Annotated in this window: 27 protein-coding genes; 22 read left to right on the forward strand and 5 right to left on the reverse strand. The window is 62.7% G+C overall.

Annotated elements, in window-relative coordinates; genetic code table 11:
* Window positions 1-6 precede the first annotated feature (6 nt).
* From MOV80_RS04515 to MOV80_RS04605, 19 genes are all read left to right on the forward strand, one after another.
* The gene (locus MOV80_RS04515; protein ID WP_019102036.1) at window positions 7-222 is read left to right on the forward strand and encodes a hypothetical protein; all 216 of its coding nucleotides are present in this window, start codon (window positions 7-9) and stop codon (window positions 220-222) included.
* 157 nt (window positions 223-379) lie between these two features.
* Entirely contained in the window at window positions 380-1,627 is a 1,248-nt protein-coding gene (locus MOV80_RS04520; RefSeq protein ID WP_043589251.1) for a tail fiber protein, read from the forward strand.
* 116 nt (window positions 1,628-1,743) lie between these two features.
* The gene (locus MOV80_RS04525; RefSeq protein WP_043589256.1) at window positions 1,744-2,442 is read left to right on the forward strand and encodes a DUF1834 family protein; all 699 of its coding nucleotides are present in this window, start codon (window positions 1,744-1,746) and stop codon (window positions 2,440-2,442) included.
* A gap of 75 nt (window positions 2,443-2,517) precedes the next feature.
* Window positions 2,518-3,939 carry a phage tail sheath C-terminal domain-containing protein gene (locus MOV80_RS04530; protein WP_043589258.1) on the forward strand — a complete coding sequence of 474 codons (1,422 nt, stop codon included), beginning with the start codon at window positions 2,518-2,520 and terminating at the stop codon, window positions 3,937-3,939.
* Window positions 3,940-4,094: 155 nt separating this feature from the next.
* Window positions 4,095-4,469, forward strand: coding sequence for a hypothetical protein (locus MOV80_RS04535; RefSeq protein ID WP_043589272.1), 375 nt, complete (start codon window positions 4,095-4,097; stop codon window positions 4,467-4,469).
* Between the two features lie 72 nt (window positions 4,470-4,541).
* The gene (locus tag MOV80_RS04540; RefSeq protein WP_249604868.1) at window positions 4,542-6,404 is read left to right on the forward strand and encodes a glycoside hydrolase family 19 protein; all 1,863 of its coding nucleotides are present in this window, start codon (window positions 4,542-4,544) and stop codon (window positions 6,402-6,404) included.
* The gene (locus tag MOV80_RS04545) at window positions 6,404-7,711 is read left to right on the forward strand and encodes a DNA circularization N-terminal domain-containing protein (RefSeq protein WP_043589277.1); all 1,308 of its coding nucleotides are present in this window, start codon (window positions 6,404-6,406) and stop codon (window positions 7,709-7,711) included. The genes MOV80_RS04540 and MOV80_RS04545 overlap by 1 nt, the downstream gene beginning before the upstream one ends.
* The gene (locus tag MOV80_RS04550) at window positions 7,695-8,753 is read left to right on the forward strand and encodes a phage baseplate assembly protein (RefSeq protein ID WP_019102040.1); all 1,059 of its coding nucleotides are present in this window, start codon (window positions 7,695-7,697) and stop codon (window positions 8,751-8,753) included. Before MOV80_RS04545 ends, MOV80_RS04550 begins: the two co-directional genes overlap by 17 nt.
* A gap of 20 nt (window positions 8,754-8,773) precedes the next feature.
* Window positions 8,774-9,397, forward strand: a complete 624-nt coding sequence (locus MOV80_RS04555) for a phage baseplate assembly protein V (RefSeq protein WP_019102041.1) — start codon at window positions 8,774-8,776, stop codon at window positions 9,395-9,397.
* A 109-nt stretch (window positions 9,398-9,506) separates the two neighbouring features.
* Complete coding sequence (locus MOV80_RS04560; protein ID WP_019102042.1) at window positions 9,507-9,857, forward strand: phage GP46 family protein; 351 nt, start codon at window positions 9,507-9,509, stop codon at window positions 9,855-9,857.
* The gene (locus tag MOV80_RS04565; protein ID WP_043589281.1) at window positions 9,857-10,921 is read left to right on the forward strand and encodes a baseplate J/gp47 family protein; all 1,065 of its coding nucleotides are present in this window, start codon (window positions 9,857-9,859) and stop codon (window positions 10,919-10,921) included. The genes MOV80_RS04560 and MOV80_RS04565 overlap by 1 nt, the downstream gene beginning before the upstream one ends.
* Complete coding sequence (locus MOV80_RS04570) at window positions 10,918-11,496, forward strand: putative phage tail protein (protein ID WP_019102045.1); 579 nt, start codon at window positions 10,918-10,920, stop codon at window positions 11,494-11,496. The genes MOV80_RS04565 and MOV80_RS04570 overlap by 4 nt, the downstream gene beginning before the upstream one ends.
* Window positions 11,497-11,778: 282 nt before the next feature.
* On the forward strand, window positions 11,779-13,185 hold the full coding sequence (locus tag MOV80_RS04575; protein WP_107732166.1) for a hypothetical protein: 1,407 nt from the start codon (window positions 11,779-11,781) through the stop codon (window positions 13,183-13,185).
* A gap of 461 nt (window positions 13,186-13,646) precedes the next feature.
* Entirely contained in the window at window positions 13,647-13,973 is a 327-nt protein-coding gene (locus MOV80_RS04580) for a hypothetical protein (RefSeq protein WP_081549101.1), read from the forward strand.
* 176 nt (window positions 13,974-14,149) lie between these two features.
* Complete coding sequence (locus MOV80_RS04585; RefSeq protein WP_107732165.1) at window positions 14,150-15,151, forward strand: hypothetical protein; 1,002 nt, start codon at window positions 14,150-14,152, stop codon at window positions 15,149-15,151.
* A 228-nt stretch (window positions 15,152-15,379) separates the two neighbouring features.
* Window positions 15,380-16,816, forward strand: coding sequence for a tail fiber protein (locus MOV80_RS04590; protein ID WP_107732164.1), 1,437 nt, complete (start codon window positions 15,380-15,382; stop codon window positions 16,814-16,816).
* A 10-nt stretch (window positions 16,817-16,826) separates the two neighbouring features.
* Window positions 16,827-17,411 carry a tail fiber assembly protein gene (locus tag MOV80_RS04595; RefSeq protein WP_107732163.1) on the forward strand — a complete coding sequence of 195 codons (585 nt, stop codon included), beginning with the start codon at window positions 16,827-16,829 and terminating at the stop codon, window positions 17,409-17,411.
* 239 nt (window positions 17,412-17,650) lie between these two features.
* Window positions 17,651-18,640, forward strand: coding sequence for a phage tail protein (locus tag MOV80_RS04600; protein ID WP_107732162.1), 990 nt, complete (start codon window positions 17,651-17,653; stop codon window positions 18,638-18,640).
* A gap of 10 nt (window positions 18,641-18,650) precedes the next feature.
* A complete protein-coding gene (locus MOV80_RS04605; protein ID WP_107732161.1) occupies window positions 18,651-19,235 on the forward strand; it encodes a tail fiber assembly protein in 585 nt (194 codons plus the stop codon).
* Between the two features lie 206 nt (window positions 19,236-19,441).
* Here the strand turns inward: MOV80_RS04605 and MOV80_RS04610 are convergent, their stop codons facing one another.
* The 3 genes from MOV80_RS04610 to MOV80_RS04620 form a co-directional block, all read right to left on the reverse strand.
* On the reverse strand, window positions 19,442-20,089 hold the full coding sequence (locus tag MOV80_RS04610) for an alanyl-tRNA editing protein (RefSeq protein ID WP_107732160.1): 648 nt from the start codon (window positions 20,087-20,089) through the stop codon (window positions 19,442-19,444).
* On the reverse strand, window positions 20,086-20,538 hold the full coding sequence (locus MOV80_RS04615; RefSeq protein ID WP_249604869.1) for a GNAT family N-acetyltransferase: 453 nt from the start codon (window positions 20,536-20,538) through the stop codon (window positions 20,086-20,088). Before MOV80_RS04615 ends, MOV80_RS04610 begins: the two co-directional genes overlap by 4 nt.
* A 241-nt stretch (window positions 20,539-20,779) precedes the next feature.
* Window positions 20,780-22,264: a C69 family dipeptidase gene (locus tag MOV80_RS04620; RefSeq protein WP_107732159.1), complete on the reverse strand. Its 1,485-nt coding sequence runs from the start codon at window positions 22,262-22,264 to the stop codon at window positions 20,780-20,782.
* A gap of 294 nt (window positions 22,265-22,558) precedes the next feature.
* Here MOV80_RS04620 and MOV80_RS04625 point away from each other — a divergent pair, with 294 nt between their 5' ends.
* Both MOV80_RS04625 and MOV80_RS04630 read left to right on the forward strand, forming a co-directional pair.
* The gene (locus tag MOV80_RS04625) at window positions 22,559-22,858 is read left to right on the forward strand and encodes a superinfection immunity protein (RefSeq protein WP_157222248.1); all 300 of its coding nucleotides are present in this window, start codon (window positions 22,559-22,561) and stop codon (window positions 22,856-22,858) included.
* A gap of 137 nt (window positions 22,859-22,995) precedes the next feature.
* Window positions 22,996-24,189 carry an amino acid aminotransferase gene (locus tag MOV80_RS04630; protein WP_249604870.1) on the forward strand — a complete coding sequence of 398 codons (1,194 nt, stop codon included), beginning with the start codon at window positions 22,996-22,998 and terminating at the stop codon, window positions 24,187-24,189.
* A 125-nt stretch (window positions 24,190-24,314) separates the two neighbouring features.
* Here MOV80_RS04630 and MOV80_RS04635 read toward each other — a convergent pair whose 3' ends face one another.
* Window positions 24,315-25,142: a LysR family transcriptional regulator gene (locus MOV80_RS04635; protein WP_081575418.1), complete on the reverse strand. Its 828-nt coding sequence runs from the start codon at window positions 25,140-25,142 to the stop codon at window positions 24,315-24,317.
* A 115-nt stretch (window positions 25,143-25,257) separates the two neighbouring features.
* Between MOV80_RS04635 and MOV80_RS04640 the strand changes: the two genes are divergently transcribed.
* Entirely contained in the window at window positions 25,258-25,980 is a 723-nt protein-coding gene (locus MOV80_RS04640; protein WP_249604871.1) for an SDR family oxidoreductase, read from the forward strand.
* A 150-nt stretch (window positions 25,981-26,130) separates the two neighbouring features.
* On the opposite strand, the gene MOV80_RS04645 is transcribed toward MOV80_RS04640, so the two are convergent.
* A complete protein-coding gene (locus MOV80_RS04645; RefSeq protein ID WP_191186127.1) occupies window positions 26,131-26,895 on the reverse strand; it encodes a DeoR family transcriptional regulator in 765 nt (254 codons plus the stop codon).
* Window positions 26,896-26,943: the final 48 nt, after the last annotated feature.

Consider the following 26,943-nt stretch of genomic DNA (forward strand, 5'->3'; position numbering starts at 1 on the left):
TTTCACGTGGAACATGACAATCTGATGGCCCTGGGCCGCATAGAAGGCAAGCTGGACATGATCGTGGCCCACCTCGCCAAACAAGACAAAAAACTGGAAGAGCTGGACAGCCGCCTGCGCGACGTCGAAGTCCAGGCCGCGCGCAGCGGCGCCTTGTCCGGCGCGGTGTCCGCGCTGGCGGTGACGCTGCTGGGCGAGTTCCTCAAGCGCTTGATCCACTGAGAGCGCAAACAGCTTTGGCGCAAAAGCCGCGCGTGCATTTCTACGCCGGTTCCAAGTTATTTTCCTCCCCCGCCCACGCGCTGCGGATCGGTAACAGCGTCCAAGGCGCGACGCTGATTCTTCCTCGTATTCAATCAACCCAGAGAAGGATAGCCAGATGTCGAACACGACTGTCTGCATCAAGCCGCAATTCCAGGTCAATGTCCTGGGGCAAGCGGAGACCAATCCCGTACGTATCGAAATGAATCAGTGCTGCTGCGACGACGGCGCAAACTCGGGCGCTTCGGTTCCGAGCGGCGCCATCCAGTATTTCGCCCGCAAGGAAGCGCCGGCGGGCTGGATCAAGGCGGATGGCTCGCTGGTGTCCAAGCAGCAATATGCCTCTTTGTATCAGGCTATTGGCGATATGTTCGCCAACAAGGAAATGGACACGGACATCCAGGCACTGCTCAAGTTTGACGATCGCAACAAATTGATTGATCTGATCAGCGGCAAAGAGGCGGTGCTGGTGGGCGCCGCGAACCTGAGTTCCGAGCAAAGCAAATTCGGCAAAACCAGTTTGCAGACCAAGGCCAAGGGCCATTACGCCCGCTTCACCGTGCAAAGCAAGTTCAATCCGGACGCGTTCACGATTGAAGGCTGGCATTACCCGATGTTCACCGGTCATCCCAACTGGATTTTCGGCATGAACGCCTCGGCGCCCTGGGGCGAGATCGGTCTCGGAATCCATTCGCAGACCAAGGCGCCGATGGTTTGGTTAGCCGGTCCCGGTTCCGGTTTTATCTGCGAAGGCGTACAGGGCCAGGCCAATGCGTTTTCTGAGGCCCGCTGGTATCACATCGCGCTGTGTTACGACGGCGCGACCTATCGCCTGTTTGTCGACGGCAAGCTGGCGTGGAGCCTGAAGACTGAGCTGAGAGTCAATATTCCGGACAATACCATCGTGTTCTCGGTGGATGGCCACGACCCGATTTACGCCGACTCCGCCGGCGGCTACTTCCAGGATTGGATGATTTCCAAGAAGTGCCGCTACCAGGCCGAGTTCACTCCGCCGGGTGAACAAACCGGCTCGTCCCGTCCGGAAAACACCGAGCTGTTTCAATTGCCCGATCTGCGGGGCGAATTCATCCGTGGTTGGGACGATGGACGTAAGGTTGATGCAGGTCGGGTATTAGGTTCGGCGCAAGCATCGACGCAAGCACTAGTGGACGACGATGTTGCTCTGGCGGTTGGAGTCATCGATCGCAAGAGCAATAACTTGCTTGAGTTGGGGTATGAGCCGGCGACTTCCTCATCCGTTCAAGTTCACAAGCTCACTCCTAGTGGCCAAGCGGTGGGCGACGCCCAATCGCTCCGATCCATCCGTCCTCGCAACCTCGCCCTGCTGGCCTGCATCAAGGCCTGATCCACCTCGGCCGCGCCCGCGGCCGCAAACTCCCACTGACATCGCTCAGCTAAGCCCAAAACCGCGGGCGCGAGACAATAGCCGTATCGATAAACCGCTGAATCATTGAGGAAATCATGTCCCAGCTGATCCAACTGCAAGACGCCATCGCCGACCGCCTGCGCCAAGGCCTGGGCCGCATGGTGCGCGAAGTGGCGTTCGATTTGGACGAAACCGGCCTCTGCGGGCTGGATCTGGCGCAAGGCCGTTACCAAAGCCGGCTGACGCCGGCGGCGGGCAGCCCGGGTCTGAATCCGCAGGCGTTGGCGCGCTTGCCGGCTTTGTGGACCGTGGCCGGCGGCGTTACCGCCTGCCAGCCTTCGGCCAGCCAACGCCAGCGCTACAAGGCGCAGGCTCGCTTCACCGTTATCGTCGGCGACCGCCTCCAGGCGGATCGCGGCTACGTCGGCGCCGGCGTCTGGCAGCTGGTTTACGCGGTGCGCCGTTTGCTGGCGGCCCAGGATTTCGGCCTGGCGGTGTCGCCGCTGATTCCCGAGCAAGTGCGCCCGCTGGGCCAGGCTCAGCGGGACGGCGAGCCGTGGAGCCTGGTGGCCTGCGATTTCTCCACCCACTGGCTGGACGAGGCTCTGGACAACGGCCACTGGCCGTCGCCGCAGGGCGAGGCCGATCCGGACCAGGTGTTCGCCCGCTTCGGCGGCCGACTGGAGGGCCCCGCCGCCGAATGGCGCAGCACCCGGCTGGACTACAGCCTGGACGGCCAGCCGGGCGTCAAGGCCCAGGATGTCGTGCTGCAGCCCAAGCCGCCCCGCATTTGATTTTTCGCAGTATCCCGCCGCGCCGTCCGGCGCGACGACTTTCCCCCAACCGCATCAATCAGGAGCCCATACTCTATGGCCAGCCCCAACATCAGCTTCGACCAGATTCCGGCGTCCATCCGCAAGCCGGGCAAATACTTCGAGTTCAACACCAAGCTGGCGGTGCGCACCCTGCCGGGCAATCCGCAGCGCGTGCTGGTGATCGGCCAGCGTTTCGCCGACGCCGCTCAGCCGGCTCTGGCCGCGCTGGACGTGTTCAGCGACGAGCAGGCCGCCCAGGCTTTCGGCCGCGGCTCCTACGCCCATCTGTTGGCCCGCGCCGCCATCAACGCCAACCCCTATCTGCAACTCAGCGTGATCGCGGTTGACGACGCGGACAGCGCCGCCGCCGCCGTCGGCACCTTCACCTTCACCGGCCCGGCCACCGGCGCCGGCGTGGCCAGCCTGTTCATCGGCGGCCGCCGCATCGACGTGGCCGTGGCCGCCGGCGACGACGCTACCAAAATCGCCACCGCCGCCAAGGCCGCCGTCGACAAGCTGGCGGATCTGCCGGTAACCGCCGCCGTCGCCAAGGAAGTGCTGACCCTGACCGCCCGCCACAAGGGCGCGGCCGGCAACGCCATCGCGCTGAAAGCGCAGGAACAGATCGCCGGCCTCGGCATCACTGTGGCCGCGATGAAGGGCGGCGCAGCCGATCCGGACATCGCTCCGGCGCTGGCTGCCGTGGTCAGCGGCGGCCACCACATCGTGGTGAACCCGTTCAACAACGACGCCGCCTTCACCGCGCTGCGCACCCACCTGGACTTCGTGTCCGGCCCGATGGAGCAACGCGGTGCCATCGGCGTGGTCGGCGCCGTCGGCGCGCTGGCGGAAGTCAGCGCCATCGCCTCCAAGCTGGCCAGCGGCCGCGTCAGCGCCGCCTGGTATCGCGGTTCCGCCAAACTGCCGGGCGAACTGGCCGCCGCCTACGCCGCGGTGATCGCCAGCGAGGAAGATCCGGCCCGTCCGCTGAACACCTTGGAACTCAAGGGCCTGGACGTGGTGGAACTGGCCGCCCGCACCAGCCGCACCGAGCAGGAAAACGCCCTCTACAACGGCGTGACCCCGCTGGAAGTGGGCCCGGGCGAGCGCGTGCAGATCGTGCGCTCCATCAGCACCTACACCAAGGACGCCCAGGGCGTGGACGACGTGTCGCTGCTGGATCTGACCACCATCCGCACCCTGGACTACGTGCGCCGCGCCTGCCGCGAACGCGTGGCGCTGCGCTTCCCGCGCGAGAAGCTGTCCGACCGCACTCCGTCCAAGGTCCGTTCCGAACTGCTGGACGTGCTCTACAAGCTGGAAGAGCTGGAAATCATCGAGGCGGTGGAAGCCAACAAGGACGGCCTGATCGTTGAGCGCGACGCGCAAGACGTGAACCGTCTGGACGCCAAGATCCCGGTGGACGTGGTCAACGGCCTGCATGTGTTCGCCGGCCGCATCGATCTGCTGCTGTAAGCGGCGCTGGGTAAGAACGCTGGATGCCGCCTTACATCGCCTAGCCCCAGCGCTTTTACCCGAGTGGACCTAGTTTCCCCCTCGTTAACGCTTGATCCGGCGGCCCGCCGCCAAACCGGCCGGGCCGCCCACATGAAACCGAAAAGGACATTCACATGGCTTTGAAAGAATACGCAGGTTCGATCGTACTGGAAGTCAACGGCCAGGAAATCGACGTCATCGATCTGAACGTCAGCAGCAAGACCGGCCGCAAGCTGGTGAAAACCATGAACAGCAGCGGCCGTGCTCGCGGCTTCGCGCGCGGCATTTCGGAATACGAGCTGTCCGTCACCGTCTCCATCCCGCTGTCCGGCGAGCTGGACTGGGAAGCGATCGAAGGCGCCAAGTTGACTGAATTCCCGGTGGCGCCGGGCGGCAAGCGCACCAGCTACCTGGATTGCTTCACGCTGGAAGTGGGCGAGAAATACGGCGTGGAGAGCGAAGCGCGCCGCGATATCAAGCTGCTGTCGCTGCGGAAGGTAATTGAGTAACACGCTTAGTTTGACTGTATGCGGTGTGCCGATGGCACACCGCTTTTTCCCAGAGGGCACATTATGGCGAATATGAAACAGAAACGCCAACAGGCTTTTGCTTCCAATAAGGCTACGTTGATCGATGAAATGCTAGCAGCAAATATCCGTGACCCTAAAGAGCAGGCGATGTTTCTGGCACAAATGGCTCATGAAAGTGGAGGGTTTGAATCTTTGCGGGAAGGGAATTACCGGACGGCAAAAAATGTATTGGAAAAATTCAAGGATCGGCTCAATGCACAAGGGATTACGACAGAGTCTCAAGTGCAGTCCTTAATAAATTCTGGTCAAGAAAAAGTATATGAAGCAATTTATGGTGGTGAGTGGGGTAAAAAAAATCTAGGAAATAATAAAAAGGGAGATGGATTTAGATATCGGGGGCGCGGCTTCATACAAATCACTGGTCGATCTAATTATGAGGCTGCGGGAAAAGCATTAAACTTAGATTTGATTGCCAACCCAGAGTTGGCCGAAAATGCTGCGATCGCTGCGAAAATTGCCACGTGGTTTTGGCAAAAAAAACAACCTGAAATAGTTAAATATGCCAGAAGCGGTAATGTGAGAGCCGTTACTAAACTGATTAATGGTGGTAGCAACGGATTGTCTGATCGCCAAAAAAGATATCAGCGTTATTTGAGAGAATCTGGCTTATATAGGGTATCTCAAGCCCAACCTGCTGAAGGTGTAAATTCAAAGGGGGGTATCTCGGACTCAGTCGGAAGTGCACAACTTCAGTTGCAGTCAATGAAAAGTTATCCGGCTATTCTTGATCAGCGAGAACGTTTCAAGGGCTATCAATACGGGTATGGTGGTAACGGTAAGGCGAGTGCTGGTGGCGTTCGTAAAATTGATTGTTCAAATTTGGTTAACCAGGCAATAAAAGGCGCAGGTTACGAGATACCCTATGAAAATACGAGTGGGCTGGATAAGTCAAAGTACTACGAGGAGGTCGATCTAAAAGACGTACGGCCAGGTGATATTGCTTTGTGGCGTGGTAAAAACAATCACACAGGCTTAGTTGAGGCGTTTGACGCTAAAACGGGAAACGGAAAATTTTTTGGCTCACAATCTAGCACTGGGCCTGCTTCTGCGAAATTTGGACCAGATAGTGGTTATTGGGAAGCCCCTAAAAAGTTTTTGCGACCCAGAGCAGAGTATTTGAACAAAGCAGGTGCTCAAAAGGTAGGAACACAAGAACAAGTTCAGCCCACAACGACGGTCAAAAACAAACGGCCCCAAGCTGAACAACAGACTGCAGGCACAGGGGGCAAGCGTCAGGCCCAGCCACAAGAAACTGCCAAGCAAAAAGCTCAGCAGGCCAAGGCGCAAGAAGCGGCCAAGCAAAAAGCTGAGCAAGCCAAGGCGCAAGAAGCGGCCAAGCAAAAAGCTGAGCAAGCCAAGGCGCAAGAAGCGGCCAAGCAAAAAGCTGAGCAAGCCAAGGCGCAAGAAGCGGCCAAGCAAAAAGCTGAGCAGGCTAAGGCGCAAGAAGCGGCCAAGCAAAAAGCTGAGCAGGCTAAGGCGCAAGAAGCGGCCAAGCAAAAAGCTGAGCAGGCCAAGGCGCAAGAAGCAGCCAAGCAAAAAGCTGAGCAGGCCAAGGCACAAGAAGCAGCCAAGCAAAAAGCTGAGCAGGCCAAGGCACAAGAAGCGGCTAAGCCTAAAGCAGCTCCCGTACCGGCTGGTGGGATCCTGTTACCCGGGGGAGGAGAAGTTGCCAGCGCAAACACAGGGGGAGCGGATGCCGCACAACTGCAAGCTATCTTGTCTGCCTTGCAAGCCACCCTGTCCCAGCTCAGCAGCATGCTGTCCCAACCAATCCAAGTCACCGTAGACGTCCAAAACGGCAATATCGTCGCCGCCGTCAACGCAGCCAATAGCCAACAACAAAGGAGAAGCTGATGTTCAATCTCAGTCTGTTTGCCGGCTCCGCCGCCGGCGCGCTGGTGGACGCCAGTTTCCGCGGGGTGCGCTTTGAATGCCTGCGCAGCGTGGACAGCGCCCAGCGCGACCAGGCGATGCACGAATACCCCTATCTGGACGGCGCAGACGTCGAGGACCTGGGCCGCAAGGCGCGCAAGGTGTCGCTCAGCGTCTTCTTCTGGGGCCGCGATTATCAGCAGCGGCTGCGCGACTTCGTCGCCGCGCTGGACCAGGCCGGTCCGGGCGAACTGATTCACCCGGTATTCGGCAGCATGCCCAAGGCGCAGCTGCTGGATTACCAGATCAGCCACGAAGCCGACGCGCCGGACTCCTGCACCGTGGAAGTGAACTGGGTGGAGGCCACGCCGGGCAATCCCTTTTTCGCCAGTCAGCAGCCTTTGCAGCAGGTGGAGGCCATCAGCGCTTTGGTGGCCAAGGCGCGCAGCCTGGGCGGCGAGGCCTTCGCCAAGGCTCAGGGCCTGCTGCAAAACGCCAATACCGCGCTGACCCGGCTGGGCGCGCTGCGCGTGCGTTTGAGCGATACCGTGCGGCAGCTCGCCGGCATGGCGCAGCAAGGCATTGCCCAGGTGGTGGACTTGCTGGCCTATCCGCAGGCCTTCATCGGCCAGGTGACGTCCCTGGTGGACGAGGTCGCCAACTGGCGCTTCGGCGTCAAGCTGGAAATCTGGCCGGGCCTGAAGTGGGAGGCGGAGGCCAAGCTGCCGCAGGCCACTCTGGCCGACTGGAACGCGATGAAGGACAGGCTCAACGGCGTGTCCAAGAAAATCGGCCGCGCGTCGGACAGCTTGAGCCAGGCCGGCAAGGCGCTGGAGGTCTGGACCGAGGACGAGCTCCGCATCGACGCGCTGCTCAAGCTGACCGTGTCCACCTCGATGGCGAACGCCGCCGCCGATCTGTTCCGCTCGGAAGCCGCGCAGCCCACGTTGACGCCGCCGGCGCTGGAGCAAGTGGCCGGTGACGTGCGCGCCACCTTGCAGCAGACCATAGAGCAATGGCGCAAGGCGCTGCCGGGCGAGGACGCGCGCCAGGTGATTGAAAGTCTGCGCGATCTGGGCCTGCAGGTGCAACGCAGCGCCGCCGGCCTGGTGGCCGCCAAGCCGCCCTTGATCACCCGCAAGGTGGAATCCGCCGCCAATCTGCGTCAACTGGCCCACCTGTGGTACGGCGACAGCGGCCGCGCCGCCGAGCTGCTGCGGCTGAACCCGCAGCTGGCGCATCCCAACCATCTGCAAGCAGGAGAGCTGATCCATGGCTACGCCCGCTAAGACCGTCTCGGCCAATAACGAAGTCAGCCTGGAGATCGCCGGCAAGGCGCATCGCTACTGGACCCAGTACAGCATCGACTCCGATCTGACCGTGGCCGCCGACGCCTGGCAGGTGTCGTTGGGCCTGCCCGGCGGCGAGGTGCCGCCGGCGGTGGAGCCGGGCGCCGAGGTCAAAGTGCTGGTGGGCGCGGACGTGGTGCTGCAGGGTCGGGTGGACGACATCAGCCACAGCATAGGCGCCGGCAGTCACCAGCTGACGCTGTCGGGCCGGGATCTGGCCGGCATGTTGCTGGATTGCAGCGCGCCGCTGCTCACCGGCAAGGGCATGACGCTGAGCGATGTGTTGGAGAACGTGATCAAGCCCTTGGGCGTCAGCCGTTTGCGCGTGGACGCCAAGGGCAAGGGCCAGATCGAGAAAATCAGCGTGGACCCGGGCAACAGCGCCTGGGACGTGCTCACCCGCGCCGCGGCGGCCAACGGCCTCGCCGCCTGGTTCGATCCGGACGGCACCCTGGTGGTGGGCGGCCCGGATTACAGCGCCCCGGCCAAGGCCAAGCTGATCCTGCGCCGCGACGGCAAGGGCAACAATGTGCTCAGCCTGGCGGAAACCCGCTCCCACGCGCCGCGCTACTCGCAACTGACCCTGCTGGGCCAAGGCCACCGTCAGGCCTTGACCCCGGGCAGGCACGATCTCAAGCATCAGTCCGCGGACCCGGACGTCCGGTATCACAAACCGCGCATCGTGGTGGAGCCGGATGCCGCCAATCCGGCGGAACTGGCGGCGCGCGCGGACAAGATGCTGGCCGACGCCCGGCTGGCCGGCTACACCCTCAGCGCCACCGTGGCCGGCCATCGCAACAGCGCCGGCGAACTGTGGACTCCCGGCCAGCGCATCCAGGTGGAAAGCGAGCCGCACGGCATCAAGGGCGGCACTTATTTCCTGATGGCGCGCACCTTCAGCGGCGGACGCGGGCAGGGCTGCACCACCCGGCTGACGCTGAAAGAGGACGGCCGCTGGCTGCCGGCGATGCGCAAACGCTGAAACAAAGAAAGGTTGAAACGATGTGGAATGACGTAGACCAGAGAATCCGCCGCGCCTTCAGCAATGTGCGGCAGGGCTTCCGCGCGGTGCTGACCCGCGTGGACAGCGCCGGCGACGTGCAAACCGTTCAGGCCGACGCGCTGGCCGGCGAGCAGCTGCAGGACGCCGAACTGTTCCAGCACTACGGTTACAGCGCCAATCCGCCGCCGGGCAGCATGGCGGTGGTGCTTCCCCTGGGCGGGCGCAGTAGCCACGGTGTGGTGATCGCCACCGAACACGGCAGCTACCGGCTGAAACAGCTCAAACCCGGCGAAGTGGCGCTGTACAGCGACGAAGGCAGCAAGATCGTGCTCAAGCGCGGCCGCTTGATCGAGGTGGAGTGCGACACCTTCAGCCTGCGCTGCAAGAACTGGCAGGTCAACGCCAGCGAACAAGCCAGCTTCACCACGCCCACGCTCAGCACCAGCGCGCAACTCGTGGCCCAGGGCCAGATCAACGGCAACGGCGGCATGGCCATTCAGGGCGGCAGCGGCGCCAGCGTCAAGGGCAACGTCACCGTCAGCGGCGACGTGGTGGCCGGGGGCAAGAGCCTGGTGGGCCACCAGCATAACGGTGTGCACGGTACGACCAGCCCGCCGTTGTAACGCGACGTTTTTGCCGCCAGGAGTGCCGTTGATCTTGCCCTGGCGCACGCCTGCCGGCACTGACCCGCTTCCCTTATCCCCAACCCTTTCAAACCCGGAAAATAACGCCATGGACCCTCTATTGGACCCCATTACCGGCGATTACGCCGGCTCCACCACTGATACCCTGGCCAACGCCGTCTACCTGAGGCTGATGACCCCGCTGGGCGGCTGGTGGGCCGATCCCGAACTCGGCTCCCGCCTGCATCTGTTGTCGCGCAGCAAGGACAGCAGCCAGATCGATCTGCTGGCTTGCCAATACGCCGAACAAGCCCTGCAACCGCTATTGCGCGACGGCCGCGCCCGCCGTGTCGGCGTTGAGGCGCAGCGTCCCGGCAGCGGCCGTTTGCTGCTGCTGGTCGAAGTGGAAGAGGCCGGCGGCCAGACCCGACATTTCCAACACCACGTGAGGATAGCCTGATGCCCCTGTCCACCCCGGATTTTGAAACCATACGCGGCGCGCTGCTGCGCGATCTGCAAAACCTGCGCGCCGACGCCGACGTCGGCCCCGACAGCGACTTCTACGTGCGCGCCAGCTCGGTCGCCAGCGCGGTGGAAGGCTTGTACCAGCATCAAAGCTGGATTGCCCGCCAGATTTTTCCCGACAGCGCCGACCGCGACTATCTGGAACAGCACGCCCGGGTGCGCGGCCTCAGCCGCAAGCCGCCAGTGGCGGCCAAGGGCCTGCTGCAATTGGGCGGCAACTCCGGCGCCGGTTTCGCCGCCGGCCTGAAAGTACGGCTGGGCGAACAACTCTATACCACCCAGGCCGGCGGCCAGCTGGACGTGGACGGCCAGGCCCGCGTGGCGGTGGCCGCCGATCTGCCCGGCCTGGCCGGCAACGTGCCGGCCGGAACGGTGGCCGAACTGATGGCCGCGCCCAGCGGCCTGGCCAGCCGCGTCAGCTTCGTCAACATGGACGGCGGCGTGGACGAAGAGGACGACGCCGCCTTGCTGGCGCGGCTGCTGGAACTGATCCGCCGTCCGCCGGCCGGCGGCAACCGTCACGATTACCGGCGCTGGGCGCTGGAAGTGCCGGGCGTGTCCGCCGCCTACGTCTACCCGCTGCGCCGCGGCCTGGGCACCGTGGACGTGGTGATCACCGCTCAGGATAGCCTGCCTTCGGCCGACACCCTGGCCGCGGTGCAAGCCCATATCGAAGACCTGCGCCCGGTCACCGCCAAGAACTGCCTGGTGTTGGCGCCCACGCCGCGGCCGGTGGACATCGAAGTGGCGCTGATGGTGGACGGCACCACCGTGCAAGCCGTCACCGAACCGCTGCGCCAAGTGCTGGCCGCCCATTTCTCCAGCCTCGCCCCCGGCAGCAAACTGTACAAGAGCCGGCTGGAAGCGTTGATCTCCGACCTGCCCGGCGTGGTGGACCGCCAACTGCTGTCGCCCGCCGACAATATCGCGCCGGCGGTGAATGAGAAAACCGTGGAATGGTTGCGTCTGGGCAAACTCACGGTGAGGGGGATGCAATGAGCCCGCAAACCCCGCATAGCGAATTGCTGACGCGTTTGCTGCCGCCGGTCAGCTACAGTCCGGACGGGCCGCGACTGCAGGCCGAGCTGGGCAGCGAAGGCGCGGCGCTGGACCGGGTGCAGAACAGCGCCCGGCAGTTGGTGGGCGCCACCACGCCGCTGCTGGCCGAAGGCCTGCTGCCGGACTGGGAGCGCGTCTGCGGCCTGACCCCGCCGACGGACGCGCCCTACCAGCAGCGTCAACAGGCGGTGCTGGCCAAGCTGGCGGAAACCGGCGGCCTGTCCATTCCGTATTTCACCCGGCTGGCGGCCGGCATGGGCTACCGCATCGCCATCAGCGAGCCGCAGCCCTTCCGCGCCGGCATCAACCGCGCCGGCCAGCAGCTGTGGACCGCGGACATTCCCTGGGTGTGGCAAGTCACCGTGTTCGGCGCCAAGACCCGGCCATACTTTTTCCGTGCAGGTCAATCGTTGGCCGGGGAACGCCTCACCACCTTCGGCGACCCGCGGCTGGAAGATCTGTTCAAGGATCTGAAGCCGGCCCATACCTACGTCTACTTCGCCTACCAGCCTTAAACCGCGCCTCACGCGGACCTTCCCGTCCTTTCTCCCTTCCCCTCACAGCCCCGCCTCGGCGGGCGGGAGCCTGTGCTCTTTCTCTTCCTTCAGGAGCGCTCCATGCAAGACCCCCAATCCACGGCAAACCCCGATCAAAACAAAGACCTTGCGGCCGACCCCGCGCCGGTTCCGGCGTCTTCGACCTTCGATACGCAGCAGGAGGTTTGGGCGCGCCTAGGCAGCCAATCCCAGCAAACCCCGACCCTGTCCTGATTCATTCACTGTTTTTTGGAGAGACTGATGAAAGATGTCATCAAGCCGGTTCCCACGCCGGACACCCTGTTTCACGACGGCAACCCCAGCAGCGGCGAGCTGGGCACCATTGTCGGCGCCGACTGGCTGAACAATGTTCAGTCCGCGGTCATCGCCAGCCAGGAGGAGCTGTTGACCGTGGTCAAAAGCAGCGGCCAGAGCGCGGACCCGGCGCGCAAGGATCAGTTGTTGCAGGCGGTGAAGCAGATCGCCTGGGGCGGCGCCAGCAAGCCGACCACGCTGGCCGGTTACGGCATCACCGACGCGATGAAAATCGACGACTGGGGGATAAACGGCTACAAGGAGCTGCAGGTGGGCCCCGGCCGCGAGTTCGCCGACATCGCCAGCGCCTGGAACAGCCTCAACGGCAAAACCCTGAAGACCGACGTGCTGATCAAGGTGGACGACGGCCAATACACCTCGACAGGCATTGGCTTGGGCAACCAGCCCTTCGCCAGCCGCATTCGCATTCGCGGCAATGTCGCCAATCCCTCGGCCTGCCAGATCCGCTTTGTGGCGGGTGCGGATAAGAATAGCCATGGCGTGGTGTTTACCAATGCCCGTGGTGTCGAGTTCTCCGGCTTTCACCTGATCGGCGAGGCCACTGAAAACAACTGGACCCACCGTTGCCTGTATCTTGGCGAAGGTTCCCAGGTATGGAGCGCGGAGAACTCCTTGATACTAGAGGGCGCATTTGCCGGGCTGTATCTGGACCATGGCTCGCGTTTCAGTTGCAGCAAGCTCAGGATCAACAAGGTCAAGGAATGGGCGGCGGTGGTTAGCAGCGGCTCCCACTGCGAGCTGGGCTATTTGAGCGTGGCAGGCGAGGGCAAGAATGCCCAGATCAAGGTGCCCTTGCGTTTGGACGCCAACGAGCGCACAGCCAAATCGGCTGGTGTGCTGAGCCAGGATACCAGCCGCGTCTGGGTGACCGAAGGGCGTGTGAGCGGTGTTCAGTACGGCTTCCTCTGCACCCGCAATGCCTATATCTGGTGCGACGGCAGCGTGGTGGAACAATCCGTCATTGGCTACGAGGCCACCGCCGGCGGCGTGATTTGGAACCATGGTTCCAACCCGGTGGCAACCCTGCCGCAGGGGCGGCGCGGCAAGGCGCTCAATTGCGATGTTGGTTTCCAGGCCACTTGGGCCGGCTTGCTCTACGCGCCGATGGCCACCGCGGAAGGCTGCAATAACGGCTTCAGATCCTTGTATGGCTCCACCATGGTGGTCAACAGCGGCTGGGCCAAGAATTGTCAGGTTGGCTTTGACGCGCATAAATCCAGCTATCTGGAGGCCTATGATACCCAGGCCAATTCCACCGGTTGCCCACAGACCTATTTGCCGGCAGGCAATGGCGTGCCGGGCAATTACAACGGCGTGGTCTGTTTTAGCTAAGCCGTCGCATCCAAGCCAAGCCGCGCCCGCATTCGGATGCGGCTTTTTTACGGCCAGCACCGGCGCTGCCAAATGCCGGCTTTTGCGCTAATCTCCGCCCCCCGGTCCGCCGCCGCCTTGACGCTCCAGCCATCCCCCCTTACTCTCGCCCTTGCGCTGTGACAATCCACAGCCGCGGGACTGGGAGGTCCTACTTTCAACAGGGTAGTTCGGTCGCTGGGTAAGCGGCTGGCTACGTCCATGCGTCTGCCGCAAGCAGGGCAGGCCATGGCACTGAGTCCCCGCAAGGGGGCTGCCGTTCCTGTTGCGGTCCTCCCACTTTGTCATGAGCCTGCCCACGCCTTCCGCGCGTGCCGCGCAGGCATTCTTAAGCAGATGTTTGTGGAGGCCATAATGAATATATTGAGTTTCTGCCAGCCGCACCCTTGCCATACCCGGCCCGAGACACCGGAGGGCCAGCCATGAACGCCCCCGTCGCCAAGCCGGAGTTGTCACCGTTGCAGCGCCTGCATGAGCAGATCAAGCAGCTGCGCATCGTCACCGCCGGTCAGGATGAGACTTACGCTCTGGTCAAGCTCATGGAGCAGCGCTATCTGCAGGCCGATGAAAGCCTGACCCAGGGCATCGTCCACGTCCACGCCGCCAACCAGAGTCTGCATGCATTGATGGCGTTGCTGCAGGACAGCCAGGAGGACAAGCACGTCAACTGCCAGCAAATGGCGGCGCTGCTGGAGCCCATCCGCCAGGAGTTGCAAGCCGGCTTCGAGCAGATTTCCGATGTGATATAAGGCGCCGCGCCGCGGCGACAAGCGCGGCGCTTCGCCTCCGGCGCACTGACACCCGTCCGCTGCCGCCGCGCGCGCGTTTCCCGCAAAATCGTCCCCAGTCTTTTCAGCAGCGACAGCTGTCATCGGCCTCCGGCCGATTTTCTTTTCGCATTTTCTTATCCGCGGGAGGCGATTCCATGCAAGAAGCACTCAAGCCCATCAACACGCCGGACACCTTGTTTCACGACGGCAACCCCACCACCGGCGAACTGGGCACCATAGTCAGCGCCGACTGGTTGAACAATCTGCAACTGGCGACGCGCTCAGCCCAGGAGGAGTTGATCTCGCTGATCAAAGACAGCGGCCAGACGTTGGACGCCGGCCGCAAGGACCAATTGTTGCAGGCGGTGAAAAAAATGGCCTGGGGCGGCGACAGCAAACCGACCACGCTGGCGGGCTATGGTATTGGCGACGGCGCCACCAAGGCCGAAGTGGCGGTCAAGGCCAACAAGGCCAGCACCCTGGCGGGCTACGGCATTCAGGACGGCATCACCGTGGGCATGTTGCCGCGGCGGAATCTGTTGGCGGACGGCGGTCGCTTTTTCGATCCGTTCACGCCCGAGGGCATCGTGCAGGCGAGAACCAATCAGATCACCGCACCGTTTGCCACGCCTATGCATAATGTTTCATTTAGCCAAAGCGCCAGCTCGGTGGGGCGTTTCATTCACGATAATGGCTCGTATGAAGGCCTTGGTCCGAAACTGACGCAACCGGTGGTGGATTTGCTGAATGCAATGGAGCGTGGAAACAAACGTTATGGTTACGAGTTTCACATCGCGGAGTTGCGCTGCGGTACGTTGACCTATTCGCCGCAAGTGCTGGACGGCAAAAATATGGCGGTGGCGCTGGCATACGGGGTTGGAACAGAAGGGCCGGTGACTTTTATGAACTGGCTGCGTTGCATTAGCGGCTCTATCTACTATGACTATGGCCAGTATCGCAATGGCAAGCCAATGGAGAACAAACGCATCACGCCCAGCGATGGCTGGGTGCATATGGCTGGGGTGGGGGATTGGGGCGGCGGCTACAGCATCAGCCACGTTTACGCCGAGAATAACTCGGTCTTCCAGCTGGCTTTGCCCGCCACGCTGTCCGGTGTGCATGGCGGTTACGTACACAAAGCGCCGATCGCGCCGTAAACAATCTTGGTTTCCAAGCATGGCAATCCTGTGGGATTGCCATTTTTTTGTCTGTTCGCTACTGACATCCGTCCGCTGCTGACGCGCGTCGCTTCCCGGCACAATGAGGGCATTAATTCACCAGCGAAGCGGGTCAACTGGCGGTCTGATGACGGCTGATGTGGTCCGTGCCCCGCCTATGTCGCCTGCCCGGCTCATGGGCAGACTCAATTAAGGAGCGAGAGCGCGATGCAAAACACCTTGAAGCCGATCAACAGCCCGGACGGCCTGTTTCATGACGGCAATCCCACCACCGGCGAACTGGGCACTATTGTCAGCGCCGATTGGCTGAACAGCCTGCAGCTGGCGACAGCCGCCACGCAGGACGAGTTGATTGCCTTGATCAAGGACAGCGGCCAGGAATTGGACGCCAGCCGCAAGGATCAATTGCTGCAAGCAGTGAAGAAAATGGCCTGGGGCGGAAATAGCAAGCCGACCACCTTGGCGGGGTACGGAATTACCGATGGGGCTAGCATGAGCCAGGTTAAGGCTGCGGCTCCGGCGGGGGAAGTCGCGTACTTTGCCATGCCGATAGCGCCCGAAGGCTGGTTGCGGGCCAACGGCACCCAGGTTTGGCAAAGTACTTATCCAGAGCTCTTCAACTCCATTGGGCATCGTTTCGCCCCGATCAAGGGCGATGTGCAGGCGATGTTGCGTCTGGACGAGGCTGAGAAGTTGGCGGATTGCGCCTGGGGCTCTGTGGTATCGACATTTGGCGGGGCAGGGATGTCGACGGAGCAGGCCAAGTTTGGAACGCAAAGCCTAAAGACACAGGAAATCGGCGGCTACGCCAGCATGCCGCTGGCGGAGGCGTTCAATCCCAATGAGTTCACCATCGAGGGATGGCATTTCCCAAACTTCACCGGCACTGGCACTAGCAACGGTTATCAGGTGGCATGGATTGCCTCCATGAATCAATCCAAAACCTGGGGGGAGATAACGATTGGCTTGGATAAGGCGAGCAAGGCCCCGGTGATATGGTTGGCTGGCGTTGAACCTGGGTTTATTGTCGAGGCATCCGCTGGGACTCCTGGCATTTTTTCCACTGCGCGCTGGTATCACATCGCTTTTTGCTATGACGGACAAAATTATCGCCTGTTTGTCGATGGCGTTTTGACCTGGAGCTTATCCAGTACTCGGCGGGTTTTCATCGCGGATAACACCCTCTTGTTTGGCGTAGACGGCTGCGCTCCTGGGCTGTCTGGTTCTTCTTCCGGCTATTACCAGGACTGGAAAGTCAGCAAAAAAAATCTTTACGCATCGGCATTCTCGCCGCCTAGCGCACCTGCGGTATATAGAACGGATGCCAGTTCCGGCAAGTTTTATTTGCCGAACTTAAATGGTCAATTCTTGCGGGGGTGGGGCGAAGAGCGTGGTGTTGATGGCGGGCGTTCATTTGGGGGCGCGCAATTAGGGAGTGTAGAGTCCCATAGACACCCTAGTCTGGAATGGAGTGGGATGAGCTTTTTGGTGAATGACGTAGGCCAAGGAGACTTAATTCAAGGCACTCACTTCACCGGATATAGCCCGACCAAGTATGCCGGCAGGGTTAACGTAACCGGTGTGACGGGAGGCTCTGAAACCCGCCCTCGCAACCTAGCCCTGCTCGCCTGCATCAAATACTAAGGAGACCGTCATGCAAGAACGCAAACAGAAAACCGTCTACGCCTATCATCCGGAATCCGGCGAGTATTTGGGCACCACCATGGCGGATCTGTCGCCGCTGGATATTGAGGAAACCTGGCTGATTCCGGCAAACGCCACCGAGCAGCAACCGCCGCAGGCGGAGAACAGGCAAGCGGCGGTCTATCGCGACGGCGGCTGGCAGCTGGCGGAGGATTTTCGCGCACTCAAGCTGTGGAGCAAGGCCAGCGCGCAGCCGGTGACGGCGCAAATCGGCGACACGCCGGACAGCCTGCAGGCCACCGAGCTGGAGCCGCCGATCTTCGCGGTGTGGAACAAGAAGGCCTGGAAAGTGGACGCCGACGCGCAGCGCGCGGCGCTGACAGCGCAGGCGCAGCAGGAGCTGCAGCAGCGCTTGGCAGCGGCTTATGCTCAGCGCCGGCCTTTGGAGGATGCGCAGGAACTGGGGCTGGCTACGGCGCAGGAGCAGGGCTTGCTGACAGTGTGGAAGCGCTACTGCGTTGAGCTGTCGCGGCTGCCGCGGTTGGCGGCGTGGCCGCAACTGGCTGAAACGGATTGGCCTGCGGCGCCGGCTTAAAACAGAGTGTTATGTGTCTGCAAAACGGCGGCTTCGGCTGCCGTTTTGCATTGGGGCAGGCCTCCAGGCTACTGACATCCGTCCACTGCTGACGCGCGTCGCTTCCCGGCAAAATCACTGTATTGATTCACTAGCGAAGCAGGTCAGAGGGTGGTTTCCGGACCACCCGCCCGGCCCGGAGTCCGCCCCACGCCGCCAGCTCGGCCAGCGGGCCCACCCTTGAATGGAGCGAGAGCGCGATGCAAAACACCATGAAGCCGATCAACAGCCCGGACGGTCTGTTCCACGACGGCAACCCTTACACCGGCGAACTGGGCACGGTGGTGACCTCGGAGTGGCTGAACAATGTCCAGTCCGCCGCCCAGTCCTGCCAGGACGAGTTGCTGACGGTGATACGCGACAGCGGCCAGAGCGCCGACCCGGCGCGCAAGGACCAGTTGCTGCAGTCGTTGAAGAAGCTGGCCTGGGGCGGCAACAGCAAGCCGACCACGCTGGCCGGTTACGGCATCACCGACGCCTTGCCGCTGAGCGGCGGCAAGATGAACGGGCGGGTGGATTTTCAGCCCAATTCCCGTTTCCTGGCCGAGGGCGGCAAGGAGGGCGGCCAGTTGCAACTGCAAGCGCCGCAGAGCGACAGCAAGCTCAGCGATGTGAATATCGATGTCTGGGGCAACCAGTTTCGCATATTCAACAATGACGGTGCCAAGTCTCGTGGTTTTTACGTGGACCTGACCCAATGCGAGGATGGACCGACTACCAATCTGCTGACCATGTCCGGCGCGCCGGGCCTAGTGGGCCACTTCGCGATGCCGTCTGCGCCGCCTGGTTGGTTGAAGTGCGATGGTTCATTGGCCAGTCGTAGTACTTATCCGGCGCTGTTTGCCGCGATTGGGACAACTTATGGGGCGGGGGATGGTTCGACGACGTTCAATCTTCCGGATTTGCGCGGGGAGTTTGTGCGAGGGTGGGATTATGGGGGCCGTGTTGATCCGGGCCGTGCGTTGGGGAGTGCGCAGGCCGGGACTGTCGGGCCTCATGTCCACACAATCATACGCCCAAGCGATGGAGGTGCTTTGGCGCTTACTCCTGGCTCGGGCGGTGGCGCCTGGGCATACGGCAGAGAGATGTTGTCATCTGATCAAATGACTCTCGTAACGGGCGCAAACAGTGGCATCGGCGTTGAAACCCGCCCCCGCAACGTCGCTCTGCTTGCCTGCATCAAATACTAAGGAGACCGTCATGCAAGAACGCAAACAGAAAACCGTCTACGCCTATCATCCGGAAACCGGCGAGTATCTGGGTACCACCACGGCGGACCTGTCGCCGCTGGACATTGAGGAAACCTGGCTGATTCCGGCAAACGCCACCGAGCAGGAGCCGCCGCAGGCGGGGAACAGGCAAGCGGTGGTCTATCGCGACGGCGGCTGGCAGCTGGCGGAGGATTTCCGCGCGCTCAAGCTGTGGAGCAAGGCCAGTGCGCAGCCGGTGACGGCGCAAATCGGCGATACGCCGGACAGCTTGCAGGCCACCGAGCTGGAACCGCCGCCCTTCGCGGTATGGAACAAGAAAGCCTGGAAAGTGGATGCCGACGCAGAGCGCGCGGCGTTGACGACGCAGGCGCAGCAGGAGCTGCAGCAGCGTTTGGCGATTGCCTATGCTCAGCGCCGGCCCTTGGAGGACGCGCAGGAACTGGGCCTGGCGACGACGCAGGAACAAGGCTTGTTGACGGCGTGGAAGCGTTACTGCGTTGAGCTGTCGCGCTTGCCGCAGCAGGCCGCGTGGCCGCAGTTGGCAGAGGCGGACTGGCCGAAGCAGCCTGCCTGAGCGTTTGCAGACCGCCGTTTCACGTGAAACCACCCGCGCCGGGCTATCCCGCGCGGGTTTTTCTTAGAGCCTGTTCAAAGTCTCGCGAGCAAGGGCGAGACAAGGCGAAAACGAGCGAAAAAGCGGAATGTACGAGTGGTACATGAGCATTTTGAGCTTGTTTTCAACGCCGTATCGCCGAAGCGCAGCAGACTTTGAACAGGTTCTTATGGCCGCGCCAGCGTGATTTCCACTCTTTCCTTACCCTGGCCCACGTTCTTGCGCTTGAGCCGCAGTTCTCCCACTTCGCCGCTGCGGCGCAAATGGGTGCCGCCGCAGGGCACGCGGTAGAGGCCGGGCAGTTCCCAGTAGCGGCGCTGGTTTGCTTCGTCGGAATAGGCGCTGACGATGGCGAGATCGGCGTCTATCAGTGCCTGCACCTTGGCGGCGATGGCGGGTAGCAGCGGGGTGATGGGCCGGACCAACGCAAAATCGATGCGCGCCTTATCCTCGGCGATGTGGGCGCCTATCTTTTCCGCGTCGGGCAGTTCGCGGCAAATGGTTTCCAGCACCAGCTCTGCGGCGAAGTGCAAGCGCATCAGCCGGTAGCGGCGCGGCCAGTCTATCGCCACCGTCACCGCGTCACCGGCGCTCAGGCCATGGCCGTCCGGCAGGGTGTAGGCGATGTCCAGGCCCTGTTTCTCCGCGCGCAGCACCGGAAGGCCGCCTATGCTGCCGGCGTCGCTTTCCTGGCCGCCGGAGAAGGCGTAGAGGATGGTGGCGTCCAGCCAGACCTGAGGGCCGTCGCTACGGACTACGGTGGCGAACAGCTCGGTCTGGTAAGGGTCGGCCCAGAACTGTTTATGTACGCTCATGCCACGTTTCCAGCGTCGGCCGCCAGCCGCTGGTAGACCTCGGCGTCCAGCCGCTCCATCAGCCGTTCCGGCCGCGACAACGCGCCAAAGCCGAACTGCGCGTACAGGCCATGGGCGTCGACGGTGGCGAGCAGCATGCGGCGCAGGCTCTGCAGGCCGGGATGGGCGTTGATCGCCGCCATCAATTGTTTGGACACGCCCTGGCCGCGCCAGGCCTCAACCACGAACACGTCGGCCAGGTAGCCGAAGGTGGCGTAGTCGGTGATCACGCGGGCGAAGCCGATCTGTTCGCCATCTGCGGCGTAGGCGCCGAAGCACAGCGAATGGGCGAGCGAGCGCTCGAAGATGTCGCGCGGCAGTTGGCGCGCCCAGTAGGATTGTTCAGATAGGTAGCGGTAGATGCGTTCACGGTCCAGCCGCGCGGGATCGGTGTCGATGTGGAGGGTCATGGCGCAGCCGGCCGGGCGAGGGGAATGTCATAAAGATAACACGCCAGGGCTGGCAGGAGCGGCCGGGCTTGCCGGCGCCGCTCCTGGCTGTTAGACGCGTAGAACGTGTTTACGATCTTGCGAGCAAGAGCGAGACAAGGCGAAAACGACTGAGAAAGCGGAATGTACAAGTGGTACATGAGCATTTCGAAGGGGTTTTCAACGCCGTATCGTCGCAGCGCAGCAGATCGTAAACAGGTTCTTATAGGTTTTTGATTTTTTCCAGCTCCTCCGGGCTGTACTTCTTCTCGCTGGCCTTGGTCAGGTCGGTGAGCAGGCCGGTGTGGACATCGCGCGCCGATTGCACCGCGCTCAGCATATTGCCGCCGCTCCACTGGCCGGCGAAGCCGATGGCGGTTTGCGGCTGGCTGGCGTAGAGGCTGGCCAGCATCGCGTCCACCGCCGGCTGCTGGCTCTGGAACTGCCGCTCCAGCCGCGTCTGCCATTGCGCCAGCACCGGCAGGTATTTGTCCGGCTTGGCCTGAGCCAGCGTGGCGTTGGCGCGGAAAGCCCAGTAGGCGGAGCCGCTCTCGTAAGTGGCCGCGCCGGCGCGCAGCGGCGTGGGGATGTCCTTCATCGCGTTCTCGTACATCGGCACCAGCACCGCGCCGGCCGGGCTGCCGAAGGATTGCCAGGTCAGCGCCGCCAATTCCTTGGGCATGCCGGCGCGCAGCTGGATGACGTGGGTTTCTATGGTGCGGTCCACGCCCATCGGGCGGTCCGCGTCCTTCCGCTTGGCCAGCGCGGTGCCGTGGAAGGTGGCGCGCAGCACCTTGGCGACGTCGGCCACCGCGATCTTGCGCTCAGGCTTCAGCGTCAGCGGGTATTGCGTCTGCCGCGTGGCCTGGCGCAGCGCCGGGTTCAGCAGCTGCTGGCCCAGCCATTCGCGGTCCACATTGTATTTGTCGCCGACGACGCCGAAGGCCTGGGCGAAGTTGAAGCGCTTGGCGTCCACCTTGGGCAGCAGCTGGTGTTTGGCCGCGAACTCGGCCAGGCCGGGGCTGGCGACGACGTTGGCACGGTCGGCGAGGTCGATGTCGTGCAGGCGCAGGCCGTTGGCCACCATCAAGTAACTATCCTGCGGCACGCGGTAGGCCAGCCAGTGGTGGCCGGAGCCGATCTCCATATACCAGGCTTCGTTCGGATCGGCGATCAGCACGCCGTTGCCTTCCCCTGCGCCGTATTGGTTGAGATAGCGGCCCAGAAGCTCCACGCCTTCGCGCGCGGTCTTGGCCTGCGGCAGGATCAGCGAGGGAATCACCGCTTCCACCACGCCGTTGTCCAGCAAGGGGTCCGCTTTTTTGGCGCGGGCGTTGATTTCCGCGCTATTGGTGGCGGATACCGCCACATTGAATTCATTGACGCCGCGTTCCTCGTACAGCCCGTCGCCGCTGGCGGTGTCGCCGTTCCAGTCCATTAGTCCGCTGTAGCGGTAGAACTGTGCCGGAGCCGGCACTTTCAGGCCGTTTTTGAAGCTCAGCGTTTCCTCCTTGGCCGCCGCGCGCGCCGGGTGAAGCACCAGGCGCTTGTTCCAGTTATTGATGTAATAATCCTCGTTGCGGGCGATGATGATGGAGCCATCGGCGGAGGCCTGTTTGCCGACGATCAGCGATGAGCAGGCGTCGGCGAGCGGAGTGGCCAGCGCAAGGGCGGTGGCCAGGGCAAGCAGGGTAGGGCGGGGCGTCATGATGCATTCCTCTTATGGAGCGGTCAGTCGCGGGGGGTGACGGCTCGTGGTGGCCGCGCGCTTTGCGTGCGGCGGTTTGGCGGTGAGGGCAAGCAGATTGTAGGCAGATGGTTCGCGTTAGTTGAAATGAGAATCCCATGCTTGCCTGATGCATATCAATCTTGCGCCGTTTCATTAAAATGTGGCGCAAAGTGTCTGATTTATGCAATTGATTTTGCCATCCGGACGGAAGTCTTATTAAGCTTGGCATTTCGTTGTGGCGGCGTGTTCCGCCGCGGCGGGAACGGAAGGAATATGAAAATACTGACGATGGCGCGCAAGCTGTTCTTCACGGTGCTGGCCGCGGCCTTGGCGCTGTGGGCTTACGGCGCGTACAGCGGCGAGCCGCAATGGCAGCAATGGGCGATGTATCTGGGCAATGCGCTGGCCCTGGGCGGCGCCTACCTGGTGCCTACCCTGACCGCGGCGCTGGTGGGCAGCCCAAGGCTGAAGCTGGTGGCGGCGCTTAACGTGCTGGGCGGTTGGCTGATCCTGCCGTGGATCGCGGCGATGATGCTGGCGCTCAAGCGTGACGATCTGGCGGCCGGATCCTGAATCCGTCTGGCACAATAGCGTGTTATTACCGCCCCGTTCAGAGGGCGGCGTAAGAACCTGTTCACGAAGCGCAGCAGACTATGAACCGGTTCTGAATGATTGCACGAGGCGATACCACACTACTCAAGGAGAAACGCATGTTCCAGCACGTCGACGCCTACGCCGGCGATCCCATCCTGTCGCTGGTCGACGCTTTCGGCAAGGACCCGCGCGGCGACAAGGTCAACCTCAGCATCGGCCTGTATTACGATGAGCAGGGCCGCATTCCGCGTCTGAACGCGGTGCAGCAGGCCGAGGCTAAGCTGGCGGCCCTGCCGACGCCGCCCTGCACTTATCTGCCGATGGACGGCCTGCCGGCCTACCGCAAGGTGGTGCAGGAACTGCTGTTCGGCGCAGCGCATCCGGCGCTGGCCGCCGGCCGCATCGCCACCATCCAGACCCTGGGCGGCTCCGGCGCGCTGAAAGTGGGCGCGGACTTCCTCAAACGGTATTTTCCCGACGCCCAAGTGTGGGTTAGCGATCCCACCTGGGATAACCACGTGGCCATCTTCGAAGGCGCCGGCATCGCGGTGAACCGCTATCCCTATTTCGACGCGCAAACCCGCGGCGTGAACTTCGCCGCGATGCTGGGCACGCTGGAAACCCTGCCGGCCGGGAGCATCCTGCTGCTGCATCCGTGTTGCCACAACCCCACCGGCTCGGACCTGGACAATGCGCAGTGGGACCAGGTGGTGGCGCTGGCCAAGCGCAAGCAGCTGATTCCCTTCATGGACATCGCCTACCAGGGCTTCGGCGCCGGTTTGGAAGAGGACGCCTACGCCATCCGCGCGATGGCCGACGCCGGCGTGTCCTTCCTGGTCAGCAATTCCTTCTCCAAGATCTTCTCCTTGTACGGCGAGCGCTGCGGCGGCTTGTCTGTGGTGTGTCCGAACCAGGCCGAGGCGGAGCTGGTGTTGGGCCAGCTCAAGGCCACGGTGCGCCGCAACTACTCCAACCCGCCCACCACCGGCGCGCGCTTGATCGCCACGGTATTGGGCGATGCCGAGCTGAAAGCGCTGTGGCTTTCCGAGGTGAACGAGATGCGCGGCCGCATCCTGGAAATGCGCGGCATCCTGGTGGAGGTGCTGAAACAGGCGCTGCCGGAGCAGGACTTCGCCTATCTGGTCCATCAGCGCGGCATGTTCAGCTACACCGGCTTCAGCCAGGCGCAAGTGGACGCCCTGCGCGAGCGTTTCGGCGTCTACCTGGTGGGTACCGGCCGCATGTGCGTGGCCGGCTTGACCCGCGCCAATGCGCCTTATGTGGCCAAGGCTTTCGCCGCGGTGCAGTAAGACCCGCTCACAAAACCCCTGATCCTGCGTTGCGCCGGCTTGCCGTACTCAAGGTACTGGCTACGTCGGCGCGTCTTGCCTCAGCCGTAAAACCGAGTTTTGTCAGCCGCTCTTGAAACAGCTCCTCAGCCGGCGGCTAGGCCTTGTTTCAAACGGGCCAGCGCCGGCTTGGCCAAGGCGTCCGGCGCGTAGCACAGGCCGACGCGGCGGCTGAGCGCCGCCTGATCCAGCCGGCAGCTCCACAGGCCAGGCTGGTCCTGGGCCAGCCCCTGCGGGACAAAGGCGATGCCGGCGCCGGCCGCGGCCAGCGTTGCCGCCTGTTGCAGGGTGGCGCAGCGCGCCGCCACCGCCAGCTCCCGCGCCGCCTCGCCCAGCAGGCTGGCGAAGCGCTGGTGCGAAGGGTGGTCCGGACAGGCGATCAGATCCTGGCCCAGCAATTGTCCCGGCCGCAGCAGCGGCTGTCCCGCCAGCGGCGCGTCCGCGCGCATCGCCAGCACATACTCCTCTTCCCACAGCGGCAGGAACAGCTCGTCCTCGCAACGGTTGGCTTCCTCGTCCAGCCGCGCGTCGCCGGCGCAGCCCGCCGCCAGTTCCAGCAGCAAGCCGTCCACCGCACGGTAGGCCGCCGCCAGCACGCGCGCCACGTCGGCCTGGCCCAGGTCCGCCGCCACGCCCAGCGTCAGCGGCAGGCAGTCCTGCCGGCCGCGAAACAACTGCGCCAGGCCGTCGGCTTCCTCCACCAGCCGCCGCGCCGCCGGATACAGCAGCCGGGCGGCGTCGGTCACTTCCACGCCGCGCGGCTGGCGCTGAAACAGCGCTGCCCCCAGCTGTTCTTCCAGTTGCCGGATGGTGGCGGACAGCGCAGGCTGGCTCAGGTAGAGGCGTGCCGAGGCCTGGGTGATGTTGCGCTCTTCGAATACGGCGATGAAGGCTTTGAGCGAGCGTATATCCATAAGTTAAACCGATGACAGCAAGTGGAATAAACGATTTTTCGTCAAATCGTCAGCGGATTATAGTGCTGCTCAAGGGTTTGTTATCAGTTATTTCTATTGCTAAAGGAGTGTTGTCATGAGTAAAGCCTTGATCGTCATCACCGGCGCCAGTTCCGGCATCGGCGCCGCCACCGCCCGCCTGTTGTCGCGGCAAGGCCATCCGCTGCTGCTGCTGGCCCGCCGGGTCGAACGCCTGGAGGCGCTGGCGCTGCCGAACACGCTGTGCCGCGCGGTGGACGTGACTGACCGCGCCCAGCTGGCCGCCGCGGTGGCGGAGGCGGAAGGCCGCTTCGGGCCGGTGGACGCCATCATCAACAACGCCGGCGTGATGTTGCTGGGGCTGATGGCCGAGCAAGCGCCGGAAGAGTGGAAAACCATGTTCGACGTTAATGTGCATGGCCTGCTCAACGGCATCCACACGGTGCTGGGCGGCATGGTGGAACGCAAGCGCGGCACGGTGATCAATATCAGCTCGGTGGCCGGGCGCAAGACCTTCCCCAACCATGTGGCCTATTGCGGCACCAAGTTCGCGGTGCACGCGATGTCGGAGAATCTGCGCGAGGAAGTGGCGGACCACGGCGTGCGCGTGGTGACGATCGCGCCGGGCGCGGTGGACACCGAGTTGCTGTCGCATACCAGCAGCGAGGCGATCAAGGCCGGTTACGAGGCCTGGAAACAGGAAATGGGCGGCGTGCTGGCGGCCGAGGACGTGGCCAGCGCCATCGTCTACGCTTATCAGCAGCCGCAGAACGTGTGCATCCGCGAGATCGTGCTGGCGGCGACGCGGCAGCAGCCTTAAGAACGTGTTTACGATCTCGCGAGCTAAGGCGAGACAAGGCGAAAACGAGCGAAAAAGCGGAATGTACTCGTGGTACATGAGCATTTTGAGCTCGGTTTCAACGCTGTATCGCCGACGCGCAGCAGATCGTAAACAGGTTCTAAGGGATTGTCAGTCCGCCACGTATAACTGAGTCTCCGCCTCCCGCATCAATTCAACGACGGCGGGCGGCGGCGGCTGGTCGGTGAACAGCGCGTCTATCTGCGACAGATGGCCCAGCTCCACCAGCGCCGGACGGGCGAACTTGCTGTGGTCGGCGGCCAAGAACACGTGGCGTGATTGCTGAATGATGGCTTCGGCGCTGCGTACTTCGCGGTAGTCGTAATCGCGCAGCGTGCCGTCAAGCTCGATGCTGGAAATGCCGATGATGCCGTAATCGACTCGGAACTGGCGGATCAGCTGCACCGTGGCTTCGCCGGTGATGCCGCGGTCGCGCTTGCGCAGCATGCCGCCCAGCACGATGACTTCACAGTCCGGGTAATCGCACATGGTGTCCGCCACGTGCAGATTATTGGTGATCACCCGCAGGCCGCGGTGCTGGTGCAGCGCCTTGGCCACTTCCTCGGTGGTGGTGCCCAGATTGATGAACAGGGAGGCGTTGTCCGGGATGTGCCGGGCCAGGCATTCGGCAATGCGGCGCTTTTCGTCTATGCACAGCACCTGCCGCGCCTGGTAGGCCACGTTTTCCACGCTGGACAGCACGCTGGCGCCGCCGTGGTAGCGTTGCAGCAACTGGTGCTCGGCCAGCAGCGCGATGTCGCGGCGTATGGTTTGCCGGGTGACGGAGAAATGTTCGGCCAGCTTTTCCACGCTGACATAGCTGTCGCGTTTGACCATGGCCAGCAGTTCCTGCTGGCGTTGATTCAGAATGAGCATAAGCGGCAAGGCGACGGGTTGAGACCGTCCGATTGTAAGCGGACAACT

The sequence above is a fragment of the Chromobacterium sp. IRSSSOUMB001 genome, from assembly GCF_023507765.1.
Taxonomy (GTDB): Bacteria; Pseudomonadota; Gammaproteobacteria; order Burkholderiales; family Chromobacteriaceae; genus Chromobacterium; species Chromobacterium haemolyticum.

Excerpts from the sequence above, each read along its gene's own strand:
- MOV80_RS04610 (WP_107732160.1), bottom strand. The coding sequence starts at position 20,089 with ATGAGCGTACATAAACAGTTCTGGGCCGACCCTTACCAGACCGAGCTG.
- MOV80_RS04540 (WP_249604868.1), top strand. The coding sequence starts at position 4,542 with ATGAAACAGAAACGCCAACAGGCTTTTGCTTCCAATAAGGCTACGTTG.
- MOV80_RS04545 (WP_043589277.1), top strand. The coding sequence starts at position 6,404 with ATGTTCAATCTCAGTCTGTTTGCCGGCTCCGCCGCCGGCGCGCTGGTG.
- MOV80_RS04570 (WP_019102045.1), top strand. The coding sequence starts at position 10,918 with ATGAGCCCGCAAACCCCGCATAGCGAATTGCTGACGCGTTTGCTGCCG.
- MOV80_RS04575 (WP_107732166.1), top strand. The coding sequence starts at position 11,779 with ATGAAAGATGTCATCAAGCCGGTTCCCACGCCGGACACCCTGTTTCAC.
- MOV80_RS04525 (WP_043589256.1), top strand. The coding sequence starts at position 1,744 with ATGTCCCAGCTGATCCAACTGCAAGACGCCATCGCCGACCGCCTGCGC.
- MOV80_RS04560 (WP_019102042.1), top strand. The coding sequence starts at position 9,507 with ATGGACCCTCTATTGGACCCCATTACCGGCGATTACGCCGGCTCCACC.
- MOV80_RS04580 (WP_081549101.1), top strand. The coding sequence starts at position 13,647 with ATGAACGCCCCCGTCGCCAAGCCGGAGTTGTCACCGTTGCAGCGCCTG.
- MOV80_RS04590 (WP_107732164.1), top strand. The coding sequence starts at position 15,380 with ATGCAAAACACCTTGAAGCCGATCAACAGCCCGGACGGCCTGTTTCAT.
- MOV80_RS04600 (WP_107732162.1), top strand. The coding sequence starts at position 17,651 with ATGCAAAACACCATGAAGCCGATCAACAGCCCGGACGGTCTGTTCCAC.
- MOV80_RS04620 (WP_107732159.1), bottom strand. The coding sequence starts at position 22,264 with ATGACGCCCCGCCCTACCCTGCTTGCCCTGGCCACCGCCCTTGCGCTG.
- MOV80_RS04565 (WP_043589281.1), top strand. The coding sequence starts at position 9,857 with ATGCCCCTGTCCACCCCGGATTTTGAAACCATACGCGGCGCGCTGCTG.
- MOV80_RS04535 (WP_043589272.1), top strand. The coding sequence starts at position 4,095 with ATGGCTTTGAAAGAATACGCAGGTTCGATCGTACTGGAAGTCAACGGC.
- MOV80_RS04550 (WP_019102040.1), top strand. The coding sequence starts at position 7,695 with ATGGCTACGCCCGCTAAGACCGTCTCGGCCAATAACGAAGTCAGCCTG.
- MOV80_RS04635 (WP_081575418.1), bottom strand. The coding sequence starts at position 25,142 with ATGGATATACGCTCGCTCAAAGCCTTCATCGCCGTATTCGAAGAGCGC.
- MOV80_RS04530 (WP_043589258.1), top strand. The coding sequence starts at position 2,518 with ATGGCCAGCCCCAACATCAGCTTCGACCAGATTCCGGCGTCCATCCGC.
- MOV80_RS04595 (WP_107732163.1), top strand. The coding sequence starts at position 16,827 with ATGCAAGAACGCAAACAGAAAACCGTCTACGCCTATCATCCGGAATCC.
- MOV80_RS04625 (WP_157222248.1), top strand. The coding sequence starts at position 22,559 with ATGAAAATACTGACGATGGCGCGCAAGCTGTTCTTCACGGTGCTGGCC.
- MOV80_RS04555 (WP_019102041.1), top strand. The coding sequence starts at position 8,774 with ATGTGGAATGACGTAGACCAGAGAATCCGCCGCGCCTTCAGCAATGTG.
- MOV80_RS04585 (WP_107732165.1), top strand. The coding sequence starts at position 14,150 with ATGCAAGAAGCACTCAAGCCCATCAACACGCCGGACACCTTGTTTCAC.
- MOV80_RS04630 (WP_249604870.1), top strand. The coding sequence starts at position 22,996 with ATGTTCCAGCACGTCGACGCCTACGCCGGCGATCCCATCCTGTCGCTG.
- MOV80_RS04640 (WP_249604871.1), top strand. The coding sequence starts at position 25,258 with ATGAGTAAAGCCTTGATCGTCATCACCGGCGCCAGTTCCGGCATCGGC.
- MOV80_RS04605 (WP_107732161.1), top strand. The coding sequence starts at position 18,651 with ATGCAAGAACGCAAACAGAAAACCGTCTACGCCTATCATCCGGAAACC.
- MOV80_RS04520 (WP_043589251.1), top strand. The coding sequence starts at position 380 with ATGTCGAACACGACTGTCTGCATCAAGCCGCAATTCCAGGTCAATGTC.
- MOV80_RS04615 (WP_249604869.1), bottom strand. The coding sequence starts at position 20,538 with ATGACCCTCCACATCGACACCGATCCCGCGCGGCTGGACCGTGAACGC.
- MOV80_RS04645 (WP_191186127.1), bottom strand. The coding sequence starts at position 26,895 with ATGCTCATTCTGAATCAACGCCAGCAGGAACTGCTGGCCATGGTCAAA.